The following is a 14,981-nucleotide window of genomic DNA, read 5'->3' as shown; positions in this document are numbered from 1 at the left end:
CCTAGAACAGCGCGTCGCGTCCCACGCCCGAGCGAGCCAACTGCCGCCGCATCTTGGCCAGCGCCTCGTTCTGGATCTGCCGCACACGCTCTCGCGTGAGCCCCAGGCGCACGCTCAGCACCTCCAGCGTCTCGGGCTCGCGGTCGTGCAGGCCGTAGCGCCCCTCCAGCACCTCGCGCTCGCGTGCGTCGAGGGCGTGCACCCATTGGTCGAGCAGGCGCTCGACCTCCCGCGTGTGCGCCACGTCGGTCGGACTGCCCTGCTCGTCCTCGGACGCGACGGTATCGGCCAATGTGAAGCCTTCATCCCCGCGGGAGTCGCCCGCATCCAGCGAGCGCGGGGCTTCCGACAGGGCAAGGAGTTCTGCCACGGATTGCACATCGCGCCCGAGCAGCGCGGCGATGTCCTCCACCCGCACGCCGTCCGGCCGGTGCGCCAGAAATTCAGCATCGCCCTCGAGCGTACGGCGAGCCTTCAGCACCTGCTGCAGTTCGCGCACCACGTGCACCGGCAACCGGATCGCGCGCGCCTGCGTCATGACCGCGCGCTCCACCGACTGGCGGATCCACCAGGTCGCATACGTCGAAAAGCGGAAACCGCGCTCGGGCTCGAACTTGGTGATGGCATGCATCAGGCCCAGATTGCCCTCCTCGATGAGATCGGACAGCGGCACGCCCCGTCCCAGATAGCCCTTGGCGATATTGACCACCAGCCGCAGGTTGTGCTCGATCATCGACTGCCGTGCGGCGAAGTCGCCTGCGCGCGCGGCGCATGCGGTCTCGTACTCCTGCGCGGGCGTGAAGAGCTCGGTGCGCCTGACCTGGCGCAGATAGATGGTCAGGGCATCCGCACCTTCGCCGCCGACCAGTTCGCCGACAGCGCCGTTGGCAGGCGCAACGATGTCCGCCGATGGGTCTACGGAGTCTGGGTCTTCTTCGGGAGTGTTCCCGCGCTGCTCTCCGGCGAACTTCCGATTTCCGTTGCCGGGAGACAAGCGGCCGCCGCTACCCGCCGACCCGCGCACAGGCAACTGCGTGCGGCGGGGGCGGGAGGCGGCCATGGCATCACCTGCTGGGCAGGTAGCGAGAGGGATCGACGGGCTTGCCCTGGCGGCGGATCTCGAAATGCAGCTTCACGCGATCGGCATCGCTGTTGCCCATCTCTGCGATCTTCTGGCCCTTCTGGACCGACTGGTCTTCCTTCACGAGCAGCGTCTGGTTGTGCGCGTATGCCGTGAGGTAGGTGTTGTTGTGCTTCAGGATGATCAGGTTGCCGTAGCCGCGCAGGCCCGCGCCCGCATAGACAACACGCCCGTCGGCTGCGGCCAGCACCGGGTCGCCAGCCTTGCCGGCGATGTCGTAGCCCTTGTTCTTCGCTTCGTCGAAGCCTGCGATCAGCGTGCCGCTCGCAGGCCAGATCCAGCCCACGTCCTCGTCACCCGAACCGCCGCTGGAAGGGCTTGCCGGCGAAGCAGTGACTGGCGCCGGCGACTTGGCCGCGCCGCTGGACGGCGTCGAGGGCACCACCGCCGGTTGCGGCGGCACCGCCTTCGTGACCGCGCTATCGGAAGAAGGTGCCGGCGCTGCTGCGACCGCGGTGCCGGTGGGCGGAATCACGCGCAGCACCTGGCCGACTTCGATCAGGTCGGGGTTCTCGATGTTGTTCCAGCGGACGATGTCCTGCCAGCGCTGGCCGGTATCAGCGCCGATGCGGCGGATCGTGTCGCCCGGACGGACTGCGTAGTAGCCGGGCTTGCCGTAGTTTTCGATGCCGGGAAGCGGCTTGCCGTTGGCGTCGGTGGTGATGGGAGGCCCGCCGGGCACCGTGGCGGCCGGTGCGCGCGTCATCGTGCCGCGGTCTTCGACTGGTGCCGGCCCGCGAGGTGTGGAACAGCCCGCGATCACCAGCACAAAGGCCAACGTGACGCCAGCGAACCAACTCCGATTGCCAAAACCCTGCATTTGTTATTCCTTCAAGCGATTCCGGATTTTAGGGGGACAAAGTGAACGGCCTCAAGAATGAGCCGCTCCAGTCCGCGGGGGGTCTTGTCGATGACGACGAGGGTCTGTCCGCCCTTCGCGGAATGCGTCGGCGCCACGATGCGGCCGCCCACGGCAAGCTGTTCGATCCATGCCTCGGGCACCGCCTCGCCGCCCGCAGCCGCGATGATGCCGGCATAGGGCGCGCCCTTGGCGTAGCCGATCATCCCGTCGCCCAATATCAGGTGCACGGTCGCGAGCCGGAAGTGCCGCAGATTGGCACGCGCCCGCTCGTGCAGACCGCGCAGGCGCTCGATGCTGTAGACCTCGGTCGCCACATGGTTCAGCACCGCGGCCTGGTAGCCGCAGCCCGTGCCGATCTCGAGCACCCTGCCGAGCTTGCCATCGGGCTTTCCGGCAAGCGCGGGAGCGCCCATCAGCAGCTCGATCATGCGGGCCACCACGTTGGGCTTGGAGATGGTCTGTCCCAGGCCGATCGGCAGGCTGGTGTCTTCGTAGGCCTGGTTGACCAACGCGCTGTCGACGAAGCGATGGCGCTCCACAGCGCCCATCGCGCGCAGCACGCGCGCATCGGAAATGCCCTGCGCCGCGAGCTTCTGCACCATGCGCGCGCGCACGGCGTCGGACGCCATCGAGGGCGTGGACGGCACCACGGGCCTGACCGGCGCGGCGGGCATGCGCCCTCGCGTGGCGGCCGAAGCGGTGGGTGTCAGGCGGACGGGGAAACTGGGCCGCTGCGTGGCCATGTCAGTTGCCGAGACGGGCCACCGTCTCGCGCCATTGACCAAGGTTGGCGTGGTCGGTCAGGTCGATCTGCAGCGGCGTCAGCGCGATGTGGCCGGCCGCGGTGGCATGGAAGTCGGTGCCTTCGCCGCTGTCCTTGGCACCGCCGGCACCGGCGATCCAGTACATGGTCTCGCCGCGCGGGCTGTCCTGCATGATCACCTTCTCAGCCGCATGGCGCCGGCCGAGGCGGCAGACCTTGATGGGCTTCAGCTCGTCGAAAGGCAGGTTCGGCACGTTCACGTTGAGCAGGAACGCGCCGCCTTCGTGCATGCGCTCGCGCTCGATCTGCTGGACCAGGCGCCGCGCGACCTGGGCCGCCGCATCCACATGGGCCCAGCCTTTTTCGATCTGCGAGAACGCGATGGCTGGAATGCCGAAGAGGTAGGCCTCCATCGCGGCGCCCACGGTGCCTGAATAGATGGTGTCGTCGCCCATGTTGGCGCCGTTGTTGATGCCTGAAACCACAAGGTCGGGCCGATAGTCGAGCAGGCCCTTGAGCGCGATGTGCACGCAATCGGCCGGAGTACCGGTCACGTAGCGAAAGCCGTTGTGCGCCTCGCGCACGTACAGCGGCGCTGCCAGCGTCAGCGCGTTCGACTTGGCGCTGTTGTTGTGTTCGGGTGCGACCACCTCGACTTCGGCAATGTCCTTGAGCGCGTCGTGCAGAGCGACGATGCCCGGCGCCTGGAAGCCGTCGTCATTGGAAATAAGTATCTTCATGGTGCTTCTGGATGCACCGGATTGTAGGCTTCGGGTGCGTCGCAGCAGGGACAAGCCCGCCCCGCCTCGGCCCCTATCATGCCCGCAGTCATTGCCCCAACATTACTTGTCTGAAGGAGACCCCTGGCATGCACGCATGGCTTTGCGAAAACCCCGTCGGCGTCGACGCGCTGACCTGGAAGGAACTGCCCACCCCCACTCCGGGCCCGGGCCAGGTGCTCATCGAGATCAAGGCGGCGAGCCTGAACTTCCCAGACCTGCTGATCGTGCAGAACAAGTACCAGATGAAGCCGCCGCTGCCCTTCGTTCCGGGCTCCGAGTACGCGGGCGTCATCCAGGCAGTGGGCGAAGGCGTCACGCACCTGAAGGTCGGACAGAACGTGGCGTGCCTTTCCGGTACGGGCGGCTTCGCCACCCACACGCTGGCGCCCGCGGCGCTGTGCATGCCGCTGCCCGAAGGCTTCAGCCATGTCGACGCGGCCGCGTTCATCATGATCTACGCCACCTCCTGGCACGCCCTGATGGACCGGGCTCAACTGAAGGCCGGCGAAACCGTGCTGGTGCTGGGCGCGGCAGGCGGCGTGGGCACCGCGGCCATCCAGATCGCGAAAGCGGCCGGCGCCAAGGTGATCGCAGCCGCTTCCACCGATGAGAAATGCGAGCTCTGCCGCTCCATCGGCGCCGACGCGACGATCAACTACACGACGCACGCGCTGCCCAACGGTTTTCGCGACGCCATCAAGGCCGCGACCGACGGCAAAGGACCGGATGTCATTTACGACCCGGTCGGCGGCGATTTCGCGGAGCCGGCCTTTCGCTCCATCGGATGGCGCGGCCGTTATTTGGTCGTCGGTTTTGCATCGGGTCCGATCCCCTCGCTTCCATTGAATCTGACGCTGCTCAAAGGCGCCTCGCTGGTCGGCGTGTTCTGGGGCGATTTCGCCAAGCGCGAGCCCCAGGCCAATGCGCAGATGATGGCCGAATTGGCTCAGTGGTACGGCCAGGGAAAGATCAAGCCGGTGATCGACAGCACGATGCCCATGGCGGAATTGAAGGCCGCTTACGCTCACATGGGCTCGCGCGGAGTCAAAGGAAAACTGGTGATGGTGAACTGAGCGCGCTGCTCGGCCACACAATAAAAAAGCCCGCTCATGCGGGCTTTTTTATTGGGCATCTGCCCAGCGAAAACGAGGCGAGTTACTTGATCTCGTAATCGGAAAGCGACTTGCCCGCAGCCAATGCCTCGGTCACCCAGCGCGGCTTGCGGCCACGGCCGCCAGACCAGGTTTCGCCCGTCGGGCTGCGATATTTGGCGGCTGCCTTTGCCGGAGCGGCGCTCGCGCCGCGCTTGGCGGAAGCTGCGCGACCGGTCAGTTTGAGGTCGGAGGCCGTCAAACCATATTCCGCGATCTTGCGGCGGACCTCTTCGATCACGCCAGAGCGTTCCTGGTTGCGCAGGTCTTCGGCCTGCTTGCGCAATTGCGCAATCTGCTCGTCGTGCTTCTTGATCTGGGAATTGATATCGGCGAGGGTCGAAGCCATTCTTGGACTCCAGAAAATTGAAAACGGGGCGATTTTAATTCAGTTTACATTTGGCACAAGTGCCCCGGCAGCCGAAAAAAACGACGGGCCATTGCATTAATGCAACAACTCGCAACGTAAAGCGAGATGCCAAGAGGCGATCGCTTATGTAGAGACTGGGGAGAAAAAGAGGCTTCAGCCTGAAGATCGCAGCGCGTGCGATGGCTGAAAATGACAACGCCGGGACAAACCCGGCGTTTTTTGTTCCTTTGAATGTGCTATTGAGCAATAGCACAAAGGAGATATTTTGGGGTGGCTGATGGGACTCGAACCCACGACGACCAGAATCACAATCTGGGACTCTACCAGCTGAGCTACAGCCACCGAAGAGCCTACGATTATAGCGTTAAAACTCGGCGTTTCGGCGAAACCAATCTTGAGAGGGCTCAAAAAGCCACATTTCATCCCGCTACGGCCGACCTGCCCGCCGCAGCCGCGTCGGGAATGCTGACCGAGCCATCTGATCTCTCGTAGGTGCCAACAAGCAGGCCGCTCGCCAGCGCATGCTCGCGCAGGGCATCCACGATCTCGTCTCTTCCGGGACTTTCGGAAAACGCAGCAGGTTCGCCCCCAAGCGCAAACAACTGAAACGCGTACCGGTGAACGCCGTGCCCAGGCGGCGGATCGGGCGGCAGCCACGCCGCCTGCAGGGCGGAGTTGCGTCCCACGTGCGTCCCGGGCGCGCCTTCGTTGTCCTGGCTGGGCAAGGCCCCTTCTGCCAGCGCGCCGTTTTCCGGCGCCAGATCCACCACGATGGCATGCACCAACGAGTTCGGCGTGGGCGAGTCGGCATCTTCCACGATCAGCACCAGCGATGACGCCCCCGACGGGAGGCCACTCCATTGAAGCGGTGGAGATACCCCTTCGCCGTCGGCGGTACAACGCTGCGGCAAGGGCGCATGGTCGGCGAAGGCCATGCTCGCGAGTTCGATCGAACCCATCCCCTCGCGCATGCCCAGCGTGTTGAAGACAATGTTGTCCAAGCCAGCGCGCACGCCCTGCAGCGCCTGGCCGATGACTTCAGGCAGTTTTTCCAGCATCCATAGGGTGTACTGCCACGCCGGGAGCGAACATGTAGGACGCCACGCAGCACCTGCGTCGCGAGCCCCGGCATAAATTCTCGGGCGCTCGGCTCGATGTGCCGCAGCACCCCCGGCGCACGCACCGCTCCGCTATCATGAATGCGCCCCGCGCGGACGGGCCTCGGCTCAGCGCCAGTTCCCCCTTCACCACTCCAAAGGAATATCTTCATGAGCATCGTCTGGACTATCCTGATCGGGTTTGTCGTGGGTCTCGTGGCACGGGCAGTCAAGCCGGGCGACGACTCCGCCGGTTTCATCGTCACGACCATCATCGGCATCGCCGGCTCGCTGATCGTCACGTACGTCGGCCAATCGCTGGGCTGGTACACCGCCGGGCAGGGTGCAGGCTTCATCGCCTCGGTGCTCGGTGCGATCGTGCTGCTCTTCATCTACGGCATGATCAAGCGCAAGAGCTGACCGGCCGGCGCAAAAAAAGAGCAGCAAGGAGACAAGGCCGCGCCGGCTCGCGCGCACGGCCTCAGGTGATGCCCCGCAAAGCACGCGCCAAGCATCATGTGTATGTGGTCGAGCTGGATGACCGCGTATGGAACAACGGCCGCTTCAGGCGCGCCAATCCCGACTACCAGCTCGGCAAGCCCTTCGTCTATGTCGGCATGACCGGCCTGGATCCCGACATCCGTTTCGACAAGCACAAGGCTGGCATCCAAGCCAACAGCTTCGTGCAGGATTTCGGACTGCGCCTGCTGCCCGCGCTCTACGAACGCTACAACCCCATGACCTACGAGGACGCGCGCCTCATGGAGGTCGACCTTGGCATCGCGCTGCGCAAGGCCGGCTACGGCGTGTGGCAGGCCTGATACCCGACCCACCCAACCCGGCGATCGGCCGGCACCTCTTCAGGAATAGGTGACCCAGTCCTCATACGCCGGCCCATCCAGGTGCGGCAGCGTGTTGTAGGTGACGAGCATGTGCCGCTTCGGCGTGAACGCGAACTCGGTCACCGAGGTATTGCGGATGCGCAGGTTGAGTTCGATCGTCGTCTCGGCGCTCGTGCCCAGCACGTGGCCCACTGCGGTGCTGATCGGCCCACCGCTCGACACCACCAGCACCTTCGCGCCATGGTGCCGGTCGCGCACATGGTCGAGCGCCGTCGTCACGCCCGCCAGAAAGTCGACATAGCTGGGCATGCCCGCCGGCGCGGTTCTGCCCCGCATCCATGCGCTCAAGCCTTCACGCAGCAGCCGGAAATGATGGCGGTACATCTCGGGCGTGTCGGGCTTCTGCAGCTTGCCTTCGTGGATGGTCGCGATGACCGCCTCGCTGTCGTATTCGTTGAGGCCGGGCCAGGGCAGCACGTCGTCGCGCTCCAGCCGAAGCCCCTTGGCGATGCCCTCCCACGTCTGGCGATGGCGCTTCAGCGTACCGGTGATCACGGCATCGAACTTCATGCCACGCTCGCGCCAGTACTCGCCGAGGCGAACGGCCTGCCGATGCCCGAGCTCGCTCAGGTTGTCGTAGTCGGCAGCGCCGAAGCTGGCCTGCCCGTGGCGCACGAGGTAGAGGGTTCCCATGGCCGGAATTCTGGCAAGAAGCGAACGCACGAGTTGTCCCTCGTGCGACCTGCGTGCGCGTCCGCGGGCACGCCGACATGAAAAAGGCCCGAGCCATCGGCCCGGGCCTTGTCATGCGCGATTCGCGAAGACGCGATGCGCGTGTCAGCGGCCTGCTGCGACCGGCAGCGTGTCCGCTGGCTTCGGCACGAGGATCTCTGCCTTGTAGCGATCCTTCAGCATGTTGTAGTACGCGGCGTCTTCGGCAGCAGCCACGGACTGGCCCACCTGGGACTGCTCCTGCTTGGCGAGTTCGGCCGGTGGCGGCGTGCGCGGAACGACCTTGGTCACGCGGACCACCGTGTAACCCTGCGCACCCAGGTCCACGCCCACGAGCGCCGGCAGCTTGGAAGGGTCTGCACGCAGCGCCGCGTCGATGACGGGCAGCGGCTGCGATTGCGCATCGCGGCGCGACACCGTCACAGGCGCACCGAAGGTGGCACCGTCAGCCTTCGCGGTCCACGCGGCGAGCTTTGCTTCGCCTTCGGTCTTCGCCAGCACCGCGGCGCGTTCCGCGACGAGCTGCGCACGGATCTTGTCCTTCACGTCGGCCAGCGGCACAGGGTGCGCCGGCGAGTACTTCGTCACGCGACCGGACGCCAGCTGGCTGGGACCGACCTCGATGGCCTCGGTGTTCTGCTTGCGCTCGAGCGAGTCGGCCGCGAACAGCGCGTTCAGGAAGTTGCGGTTCGCCAGCGGGCCTGTCGCGCCCGGTGCGGGCGTGCGCGGCACGTTGTCGGCCGTGCGGATCGTGAGCTTCAGCTTGTCGGCTGCCGGCTTGAGGCTGTCGGGCGTCTGGTAGACCGCATCGGTGAAGGTCTCGGCAGCCTTCGCGAATTCCTGCGTGGCCTGCTGCGAGCGCATTTCGTTCTCGATGGTCGCGCGCACCTGCTCGAAGGGCGGAACCACTGCCGGCTTGATGTCGGTCAGGTGGATGATGTGATAGCCGAACTCGGTTTCGACGACACCGCTGATCTCGCCCTTCTTGAGAGCGAACATCGCATCTTCGAAAGGCTTGACCATCGCGCCCCTGGTCACGAAGTCGAGGTCGCCGCCCTTCTCCGCCGAGCCCGGGTCCTGCGAATTCTTGCGTGCCACCTCGGCGAAGGTGTTGGGCGCCTTCTTCACTTCGGCGAGAAGCTGCTCGGCCTTGGCCTTGGCCTTCTCGCGGTCCGCTGCCGGCGCGCTCGCCGGGGCGGTGATCAGGATGTGGCTGGCGCGGCGCTCTTCCTTGGTGCCGAAGCGCGATGCGTTCTGCTCGTAATAGGTCTTGAGATCGGCCTCGTTCACGACCACGTTCTTCTTCGCCGCATCGAGGTCGAGCACCAGGTACTCGATGCTCGCCTGCTCGGGAGCCTGGAACTGCGCCGTGTGGTCCTTGTAGTAGGTCTCGATGTCGGCATCGCTCACCGTCACCTTGGAGGCGAAGGCATCGGGGGCGAAGCGGGCGACCTGGATCTCGCGCGTGTCGTAGAAGGCGTTGATGGTGGTCGCGGCCAGCGCGGGCGGCGTGAAGGCGGTGCTCGAGATGCCCAGCAGCACCTGCTGCGTCGCCATCTCGGCGCGCACGGATGCCTCGTACTGCTCGGGCGTGCGGCCGGTCACGCGCTGGAAGGTGTCGCGGTCGAACTTGCCGTCGGGCGTGCGGAAGGTGGCGAGGCCCGGGTCCTGCGCGAAGATGCGCGAGAGGCGCTCTTCGGAGACGGTCATGTTGGCCTTGGCTGCCGCTGCGGCCAGCACGCGGTCGCGCACCATGCGCTCGAGCGTTGCGTAGCGCATGGCATCGGACTCGAGCAGCGTCGGATCGACGTTGGGCGACTGCTGGCGGATGCGGTCCGTCTCGACGCGGTGCTGCTGATCCCACTCGGGCTTCGTGATGTCGTGTCCTTCGATGCGCGCGACCTTCTCGTCGCGACCGAAGCCCTGATAGCGCTCGACGCCGAACAACACGAACGACGGAATGATCAGCAAGAACAAGATGATCATCACGATCTTGTTGTACTTGCGGAAGGTATCAAACATGCTTGAACACTCTTTTTCGACAGCAGTCGGACGGCAATAAAAAAGGCGAACTTGTGGTTCGCCTTTGCATCGGGTGGTGGTGGGTGCTGAGGGGTTCGAACCCCCGACCTACGCCTTGTAAGGGCGCCGCTCTACCAGCTGAGCTAAGCACCCCACCGGGAATACTCTCCGAGTCTAACGCCTCAGTTCAGCGCGTCTTTCAGCGCCTTGCCGGGACGGAACTTCGGGATCTTGGCTGCCTTGATTTTAATCGCGTCGCCGGTGCGGGGATTTCGGCCGGTGCGGGCCGCGCGTTTGCCTACTGCGAAAGTGCCGAAACCGACGAGCGAAACGGAGCCGCCCTTCTTGAGCGTGGTACGAATGGCGCCGATCGTGGATTCGAGCGCGCGGGTCGCAGCAGCTTTGGAAATGTCGGCGTTCTTTGCGATGTGCTCAATCAGTTCGGTCTTGTTCACAAGGGCCCCTTGTAGAAAAAAAGTTGGTCGGCTTCCGTCAGCTGCGACCTGGCCGCAGACGGTGCGACACAAGAACCCGGCAGGCCTGACGCCTCGGCAGCGCGCTGCCAGCGAGGATTACAACCACTGGTCTGCAGGGTGTCAATAAGACACGAGGCCATGCCGAGCAGCGGAGCGCGCGATTTTAGGGGCGTTTCGTGAAGTCCTTTTTCAAAGGCTCTCAAAGCGCATCGGCGATGGCCCGGCCCAGGTCGGAGGTGCTCGCGTTGCCGCCGATGTCGGGTGTGCGCGGCGCTCCGCTTTGGGGCGCGAGCACCTTCTCGATGGTCGAAAGGATGGCGTCGTGCGCCTGCTTGTGGCCCAGGAACTCCAGCATCATCGCGCCGCACCAGATCTGGCCGATCGGGTTTGCGATGCCCTTGCCGGCGATGTCGGGCGCCGAACCGTGCACCGGTTCGAACAGCGACGGCATGGTGCGGTCGGGATTGAGGTTGGCGCTGGGCGCGATGCCGATGGTGCCGGTGCACGCTGGGCCGAGGTCGGACAGGATGTCGCCGAACAGGTTGCTCGCCACCACCACGTCGAAGAAGTCCGGCCGCTGCACGAAGTGGGCGGTGAGGATGTCGATGTGGAACTTGTCGAGCTTGATGCCGGGATAGCTCTTGCCCATCTCCGCCACGCGCTCGTCCCAGTACGGCATGGTGATGGAGATGCCGTTCGACTTGGTCGCGCTCGTGAGGTGCTTCTTCGGCCGCGACTGCGCGAGCTCGAACGCGAACTTCAGCACCCGGTCCACACCCAGGCGCGACATCACGGTTTCCTGCACCACGATCTCGCGCGGCGTGCCCTGGTACATGCGCCCGCCGATGCTGGAGTATTCGCCCTCGGTGTTCTCGCGCACGATGTACATGTCGATCTCGCCGGGCTCGCGCGGCGTTCCGTCGCGGCGCACCACGGGCGCGATGATGCCGGGCATCAGGCGCGCCGGACGCAGGTTGATGTACTGGTCGAACTCGCGGCGGAACATCAGCAGCGAGCCCCAGAGCGACACGTGGTCCGGGATCTTCTCGGGCCAGCCCACCGCGCCGAAGAAGATGGCGTCATGGCCGCCGATTTGTTCCTTCCAGTCGTCGGGCAGCATCTGGCCGTGCTTCTCGTAGTAGTCCCAGCTCGAGAAGTCGAAGTGGTCGAACTTCAGGTCGATGCCGAACTTGCGCGCCGCGGCATCGAGCACGCGCAGCCCTTCTGGCACGGTTTCCTTGCCGATGCCGTCGCCGGCGATGACTGCGATTCTGTGGGTGCTCATGGCGTGTCTCCTGCGGGTGCGTGTTGCGAAGGTGGAAGAAGAAGAGAGAAGAAGGCCAGGGCCTCGGCGAGTAGTTCGTCTGGAGCCTCTTCGGGAACATAGTGGCCGCAGGGCAGCGCCCGGCCCGACACCTCGGCGGCGCGCTCGCGCCACAGCGCGAGCACGTCGAAGGCCTTGCCGACCGCGCCATGCTCACCCCACAGCACGCGCAATGGCTGCTCGAGCCGCAGGCCGGCTGCGATGTCGGCGCGGTCGTGCACGAGGTCGATGGTGGCGGATGCGCGGTAGTCCTCGCAGATGGATTCGGCGGTACCCGCGATGGCGGCGCAGCGCTCGTATTCGGCCAGCACCTCGGGCGCGAACGGCGCGAGGCCGGCGTGCCGACCACCCATCACGCTGCGCACGTAGCGCACCGGGTCCGAGGCGATCAGCGCCTCGGGCAGCGGCGGCGGCTGGATCAGGAAGAACCAGTGCCAGTAGGCCTTGGCGAATGCCTCGGAGGTCTGCTCGTACATCGCGAGCGTGGGCGCGATGTCGAGCAGCAGCATGCGCTCGACCGCGGCGGGGTGGTCCATCGCCAGCCGGTGTGCGACGCGGGCACCGCGGTCGTGCGCGAGGATGCCGAAGCGCTCGAAGCCGTGGTGCCGCATCGCGGCGAAGGCGTCGAGCGCCATCTCGCGCTTGCTGTAGACGGCATGCTCGGCATCCGCCGCCGGCCGGCCCGAATCGCCGTAGCCGCGCAGGTCGACCGCGACCACGGTGAAGCGCTCGGCCAGCACCGGTGCCACGCGATGCCAGATCGCATGCGTCTGCGGATGACCATGGAGCAGCAGCAAGGGAGCCCCCTGCCCGCCGACGCGTCCGTGGATGCGCACGCCGTCGCGCTCGATGTCGAAGGTGGGAAAGGAAAGAAAGGAAGAAGCCGTCACGGCGACGATTGTGCGTTGCGCCCCTCGCGCCATCAAGCAACAATCGACCAATTCATACTTTCCGATATGGCATGAATCCACCCTCGATGGAAAGAAGCGACCTGGCGCTGGTGCTCGCCATCCGCGACCAGGGCAGCCTCGCGGGCGCGGCTGCCACGCTGGACGTGGTGCCCTCCGTCGTCACCAAGCGGCTGGGCGCGCTCGAAGCGCGGCTGGGCCAGCGCCTGTTCGAGCGCACCACGCGGCGCCTGAGCGCCACGGCCGAAGGCGAGGCGGTCTGCCTGCATGCACGGGCATTGCTCGACGGCTTCGCGGCACTCGAAAGCGAACTCGGCGAGCGACAGAACGAGTTGACCGGCACGGTCCGGCTGGCCGCCACCTTCGGCTTCGGTCGGCTCTGGCTCGGGCCTGCGCTGGCCGCCTTCCAGGCTCGGCACCCGGCGCTGCAGATCGAACTGCTGCTCACCGAGCAGTTGCCCGACCTGGGCGCCGAGGGCTATGACGGCGCGGTCTGGCTCTGGGCCGTGCAACAGCGCCACGCGGCCGACTGGATCTCGCGTCGCATCGCGCGCAACCAGCGCGTACTCGCCGCCTCGCCCGACTACCTGAAACGCCGGGGCACGCCCGCCACCATCGAGGCGCTGTCTTCGCACGACTGCCTGGTCGCGCGCGAGAACGGTGACGCCGGCGGCCAGCGCCAGCATGCCGTCTGGACCTTGCGCCACGTGCGCGACGGCAGCACGGCCCGCGTGCGCGTGCAGGGGCCGCTGGCCAGCAACTCGGGCGAGATGGTGCGCGACTGGTGCATCGCCGGCCACGGCATCATGCTGCGCAGCCTCTGGGACATCGCACCACAGCTCGCAAGCGGCGAACTCGTGCGGCTGCTGCCGCAGTACGCGATGGCGGAAGCCGACATCCACTGGATCGCGCCCTGGCGGCCGAAGACTCCGCGCCGCGTGCGACTGCTGGTCGACCACCTCGTCGAGCAGTTCCGAAGCGAACCCTGGAAGCCGGGCAGGAGCGGAGCGCGCTAGATAGAAGAAGACGGCTCAGCGCCCGCCGCTGCGCACCACCAGGCTCACGCCGGCCGCCGTGAGCCCGATGCCCAGCACCGTCACCAGCGTGATCGGCTCGGAGAACAGCAGCCACGCCATCACGGCCGTGCAGGGCGGCACCAGGTAGAGCAGGCTGGTGACGGCAGTGGCGGTCCCGCGCTGGATCAGCATGTAGAGCAGCGAGCTGCCGCCCAGCGACAGCGCCAGCACCGACCAGGCCATGGCGCCACCCGAATACAGGTTCCAGTGGATGCTGTCCGTCTCCAGCGCCGCGAACGGCAGGGTGACGAGCACGGCAGCCGCCATCTGCACGGCGCTCGCGCTGCGCACGTCGCAGGGCGCGACGAAGCGCTTCTGGTACAGCGTGCCTGCGGTGATCGACAACAGCGCCATCAGCGCGAGCGCCATCGTCTGCCCGCTGACCTCCCCGCCCTGCCCCAGCTTGCGCAGCACCACCAGCACCAGGCCCGCGAAACCCAGCCCCAGCCCGATCCACTGGCGCCCGGTGATGCGCCCGCCGGTGAAGGAAAGCCAGACCGCCGTCAGCACCGGCTGGATGCCGACCAGCAGCGCCACCAGCCCGGCGCCCATGCCCTCGCGCACCGCGGCCCAGACACCGCCGAGGTAGCCTGCGTGCATCAGGACGCCGGTGACGGCCAGGTGCGCCCACTGGGCCCGCTGCTTCGGCCACTCGACCCGCGCGAGCGCGACCCATGCACCGAAGCAGGCCAGAGACAGCGCGAAACGCACGGCGAGGAACTTGAGGGGCGGCGCATACGGCATGCCGTAGCGCGCGACGATGAAGCCCGTGCTCCAGATCAGCACGAAGACCACGGGCATCGCCCGCAGCCAGCCCGAGCCGCCGGCCGGGGTCGCGGGCGTCATTTGGTTCTGGCCCGGATTTCCGGAATGGCTTTCTGCAGGTAGTACACCATCGACCAGATGGTGAGCACGGCCGAGATCCAGATCAGCCACTGGCCCCAGGCGCCGGTGTCGATCACGCCGAACAGGCGCCCGTCATAGAGCAGGAAGGGAATGGCGATCATCTGCACGGTCGTCTTGACCTTGCCGATCATGTGCACCGCCACGCTCTTGCTGGCGCCGATCTGCGCCATCCATTCGCGCAGCGCCGAGATGGCGATCTCGCGGCCGATGATGATCAGCGCCACGAACACGTCGGCCCGGTTCAGGTGCACCAGCACCAGCAGCGACGCGCACACCAGGAACTTGTCGGCCACCGGATCGAGAAAGGCCCCGAAGGCCGAGGTCTGGTTGAGCCGGCGTGCCAGGAAGCCGTCGAGCCAGTCGGTGGCGGCGAAAACGATGAACATGACCGTGGCGATCAGGTTGCGCATCGGCTCGGCCATCGGAAGGTAGAACACACCGACGATCAAAGGGATCGCGACGATGCGCGTCCAGGTCATGATGGTCGGCAGGGTCCAGAACATCGCTTGATTGTGTCATGGCCGCGGTA

The 14,981-nt window shown here is 66.1% G+C and carries 17 protein-coding genes and 2 tRNA genes; 4 read left to right on the top strand and 15 right to left on the bottom strand.

The genetic code is table 11. The features are described from left to right. Position 1: 1 nt before the first annotated feature. Genes FHY06_RS29725 through surE form a run of 4 tightly spaced genes read right to left on the bottom strand, consistent with a single transcriptional unit; the run spans position 2 to position 3,506 of the window. On the bottom strand, positions 2 to 1,060 hold the full coding sequence (locus tag FHY06_RS29725; RefSeq protein WP_184607229.1) for a sigma-70 family RNA polymerase sigma factor: 1,059 nt from the start codon (positions 1,058 to 1,060) through the stop codon (positions 2 to 4). Between the two features lie 4 nt (positions 1,061 to 1,064). Next, positions 1,065 to 1,961 (bottom strand): peptidoglycan DD-metalloendopeptidase family protein, encoded by an 897-nt coding sequence (locus FHY06_RS29720; RefSeq protein ID WP_019655894.1) that lies wholly within the window; start codon positions 1,959 to 1,961, stop codon positions 1,065 to 1,067. 11 nt (positions 1,962 to 1,972) lie between these two features. Further along, a complete protein-coding gene (locus FHY06_RS29715; protein WP_019655893.1) occupies positions 1,973 to 2,746 on the bottom strand; it encodes a protein-L-isoaspartate(D-aspartate) O-methyltransferase in 774 nt (257 codons plus the stop codon). Position 2,747: 1 nt separating this feature from the next. Then, entirely contained in the window at positions 2,748 to 3,506 is a 759-nt protein-coding gene (gene surE / locus FHY06_RS29710) for a 5'/3'-nucleotidase SurE (RefSeq protein WP_184607228.1), read from the bottom strand. Positions 3,507 to 3,634: 128 nt separating this feature from the next. On the opposite strand from surE, the gene FHY06_RS29705 reads away from it, so the two are divergent. Then, positions 3,635 to 4,621 carry an NADPH:quinone oxidoreductase family protein gene (locus tag FHY06_RS29705; RefSeq protein ID WP_132751820.1) on the top strand — a complete coding sequence of 329 codons (987 nt, stop codon included), beginning with the start codon at positions 3,635 to 3,637 and terminating at the stop codon, positions 4,619 to 4,621. Positions 4,622 to 4,703: 82 nt separating this feature from the next. On the opposite strand, the gene FHY06_RS29700 is transcribed toward FHY06_RS29705, so the two are convergent. The 3 genes from FHY06_RS29700 to FHY06_RS29690 all read right to left on the bottom strand — a co-directional run bounded on the left by FHY06_RS29700 (position 4,704) and on the right by FHY06_RS29690 (position 6,127). After that, complete coding sequence (locus FHY06_RS29700) at positions 4,704 to 5,048, bottom strand: H-NS histone family protein (protein ID WP_019655890.1); 345 nt, start codon at positions 5,046 to 5,048, stop codon at positions 4,704 to 4,706. 287 nt (positions 5,049 to 5,335) lie between these two features. Continuing rightward, positions 5,336 to 5,411 (bottom strand) — tRNA-His (locus FHY06_RS29695). 77 nt (positions 5,412 to 5,488) lie between these two features. After that, positions 5,489 to 6,127, bottom strand: a complete 639-nt coding sequence (locus FHY06_RS29690) for a YbhB/YbcL family Raf kinase inhibitor-like protein (protein WP_184607227.1) — start codon at positions 6,125 to 6,127, stop codon at positions 5,489 to 5,491. Positions 6,128 to 6,337: 210 nt separating this feature from the next. Here FHY06_RS29690 and FHY06_RS29685 point away from each other — a divergent pair, with 210 nt between their 5' ends. Together FHY06_RS29685 and FHY06_RS29680 are read left to right on the top strand one after the other, a co-directional pair. Beyond that, on the top strand, positions 6,338 to 6,586 hold the full coding sequence (locus FHY06_RS29685; RefSeq protein ID WP_019655888.1) for a GlsB/YeaQ/YmgE family stress response membrane protein: 249 nt from the start codon (positions 6,338 to 6,340) through the stop codon (positions 6,584 to 6,586). Positions 6,587 to 6,654: 68 nt separating this feature from the next. Then, complete coding sequence (locus FHY06_RS29680; RefSeq protein ID WP_019655887.1) at positions 6,655 to 6,987, top strand: hypothetical protein; 333 nt, start codon at positions 6,655 to 6,657, stop codon at positions 6,985 to 6,987. Between the two features lie 39 nt (positions 6,988 to 7,026). Here the strand turns inward: FHY06_RS29680 and FHY06_RS29675 are convergent, their stop codons facing one another. From FHY06_RS29675 to FHY06_RS29650, 6 genes are all read right to left on the bottom strand, one after another. Then, on the bottom strand, positions 7,027 to 7,701 hold the full coding sequence (locus FHY06_RS29675) for a histidine phosphatase family protein (protein WP_184607226.1): 675 nt from the start codon (positions 7,699 to 7,701) through the stop codon (positions 7,027 to 7,029). A gap of 144 nt (positions 7,702 to 7,845) precedes the next feature. Further along, on the bottom strand, positions 7,846 to 9,762 hold the full coding sequence (locus FHY06_RS29670; protein ID WP_126184975.1) for a SurA N-terminal domain-containing protein: 1,917 nt from the start codon (positions 9,760 to 9,762) through the stop codon (positions 7,846 to 7,848). A gap of 77 nt (positions 9,763 to 9,839) precedes the next feature. Further along, a tRNA-Val gene (locus FHY06_RS29665) sits at positions 9,840 to 9,915 on the bottom strand. Between the two features lie 29 nt (positions 9,916 to 9,944). Next, positions 9,945 to 10,217, bottom strand: coding sequence for an HU family DNA-binding protein (locus tag FHY06_RS29660; protein WP_007830705.1), 273 nt, complete (start codon positions 10,215 to 10,217; stop codon positions 9,945 to 9,947). Between the two features lie 220 nt (positions 10,218 to 10,437). Next, the gene (locus FHY06_RS29655) at positions 10,438 to 11,523 is read right to left on the bottom strand and encodes a tartrate dehydrogenase (protein ID WP_184607225.1); all 1,086 of its coding nucleotides are present in this window, start codon (positions 11,521 to 11,523) and stop codon (positions 10,438 to 10,440) included. Then, entirely contained in the window at positions 11,520 to 12,452 is a 933-nt protein-coding gene (locus tag FHY06_RS29650; RefSeq protein ID WP_184607224.1) for an alpha/beta fold hydrolase, read from the bottom strand. The genes FHY06_RS29655 and FHY06_RS29650 overlap by 4 nt, the downstream gene beginning before the upstream one ends. An 86-nt stretch (positions 12,453 to 12,538) precedes the next feature. On the opposite strand from FHY06_RS29650, the gene FHY06_RS29645 reads away from it, so the two are divergent. Then, complete coding sequence (locus tag FHY06_RS29645) at positions 12,539 to 13,486, top strand: LysR substrate-binding domain-containing protein (RefSeq protein ID WP_038115356.1); 948 nt, start codon at positions 12,539 to 12,541, stop codon at positions 13,484 to 13,486. A gap of 15 nt (positions 13,487 to 13,501) precedes the next feature. Here FHY06_RS29645 and FHY06_RS29640 read toward each other — a convergent pair whose 3' ends face one another. Together FHY06_RS29640 and pgsA are read right to left on the bottom strand one after the other, a co-directional pair. Beyond that, entirely contained in the window at positions 13,502 to 14,392 is an 891-nt protein-coding gene (locus FHY06_RS29640; protein ID WP_132751680.1) for a DMT family transporter, read from the bottom strand. Continuing rightward, on the bottom strand, positions 14,389 to 14,955 hold the full coding sequence (gene pgsA, locus FHY06_RS29635; protein ID WP_126184980.1) for a CDP-diacylglycerol--glycerol-3-phosphate 3-phosphatidyltransferase: 567 nt from the start codon (positions 14,953 to 14,955) through the stop codon (positions 14,389 to 14,391). Before pgsA ends, FHY06_RS29640 begins: the two co-directional genes overlap by 4 nt. Positions 14,956 to 14,981 lie beyond the last annotated feature (26 nt).

Origin of the sequence: Variovorax atrisoli (assembly GCF_014195185.1) — a bacterium.
Lineage (GTDB): Bacteria > Pseudomonadota > Gammaproteobacteria > Burkholderiales > Burkholderiaceae_C > Variovorax > Variovorax atrisoli.
The sequence above is the reverse complement of the archived record's forward strand: the minus strand, read 5'-3'. Positions and strand labels throughout refer to the sequence as shown.

Bases quoted from the DNA above. Each gene is read 5' to 3' on its own strand.
- FHY06_RS29725 (WP_184607229.1), bottom strand. From the start codon at position 1,060: ATGGCCGCCTCCCGCCCCCGCCGCACGCAGTTGCCTGTGCGCGGGTCG.
- FHY06_RS29705 (WP_132751820.1), top strand. From the start codon at position 3,635: ATGCACGCATGGCTTTGCGAAAACCCCGTCGGCGTCGACGCGCTGACC.
- FHY06_RS29700 (WP_019655890.1), bottom strand. From the start codon at position 5,048: ATGGCTTCGACCCTCGCCGATATCAATTCCCAGATCAAGAAGCACGAC.
- FHY06_RS29685 (WP_019655888.1), top strand. From the start codon at position 6,338: ATGAGCATCGTCTGGACTATCCTGATCGGGTTTGTCGTGGGTCTCGTG.
- FHY06_RS29715 (WP_019655893.1), bottom strand. From the start codon at position 2,746: ATGGCCACGCAGCGGCCCAGTTTCCCCGTCCGCCTGACACCCACCGCT.
- pgsA (WP_126184980.1), bottom strand. From the start codon at position 14,955: ATGTTCTGGACCCTGCCGACCATCATGACCTGGACGCGCATCGTCGCG.
- FHY06_RS29645 (WP_038115356.1), top strand. From the start codon at position 12,539: ATGGAAAGAAGCGACCTGGCGCTGGTGCTCGCCATCCGCGACCAGGGC.
- FHY06_RS29675 (WP_184607226.1), bottom strand. From the start codon at position 7,701: ATGGGAACCCTCTACCTCGTGCGCCACGGGCAGGCCAGCTTCGGCGCT.
- surE (WP_184607228.1), bottom strand. From the start codon at position 3,506: ATGAAGATACTTATTTCCAATGACGACGGCTTCCAGGCGCCGGGCATC.
- FHY06_RS29680 (WP_019655887.1), top strand. From the start codon at position 6,655: ATGCCCCGCAAAGCACGCGCCAAGCATCATGTGTATGTGGTCGAGCTG.
- FHY06_RS29655 (WP_184607225.1), bottom strand. From the start codon at position 11,523: ATGAGCACCCACAGAATCGCAGTCATCGCCGGCGACGGCATCGGCAAG.
- FHY06_RS29640 (WP_132751680.1), bottom strand. From the start codon at position 14,392: ATGACGCCCGCGACCCCGGCCGGCGGCTCGGGCTGGCTGCGGGCGATG.
- FHY06_RS29690 (WP_184607227.1), bottom strand. From the start codon at position 6,127: ATGCTGGAAAAACTGCCTGAAGTCATCGGCCAGGCGCTGCAGGGCGTG.
- FHY06_RS29670 (WP_126184975.1), bottom strand. From the start codon at position 9,762: ATGTTTGATACCTTCCGCAAGTACAACAAGATCGTGATGATCATCTTG.
- FHY06_RS29720 (WP_019655894.1), bottom strand. From the start codon at position 1,961: ATGCAGGGTTTTGGCAATCGGAGTTGGTTCGCTGGCGTCACGTTGGCC.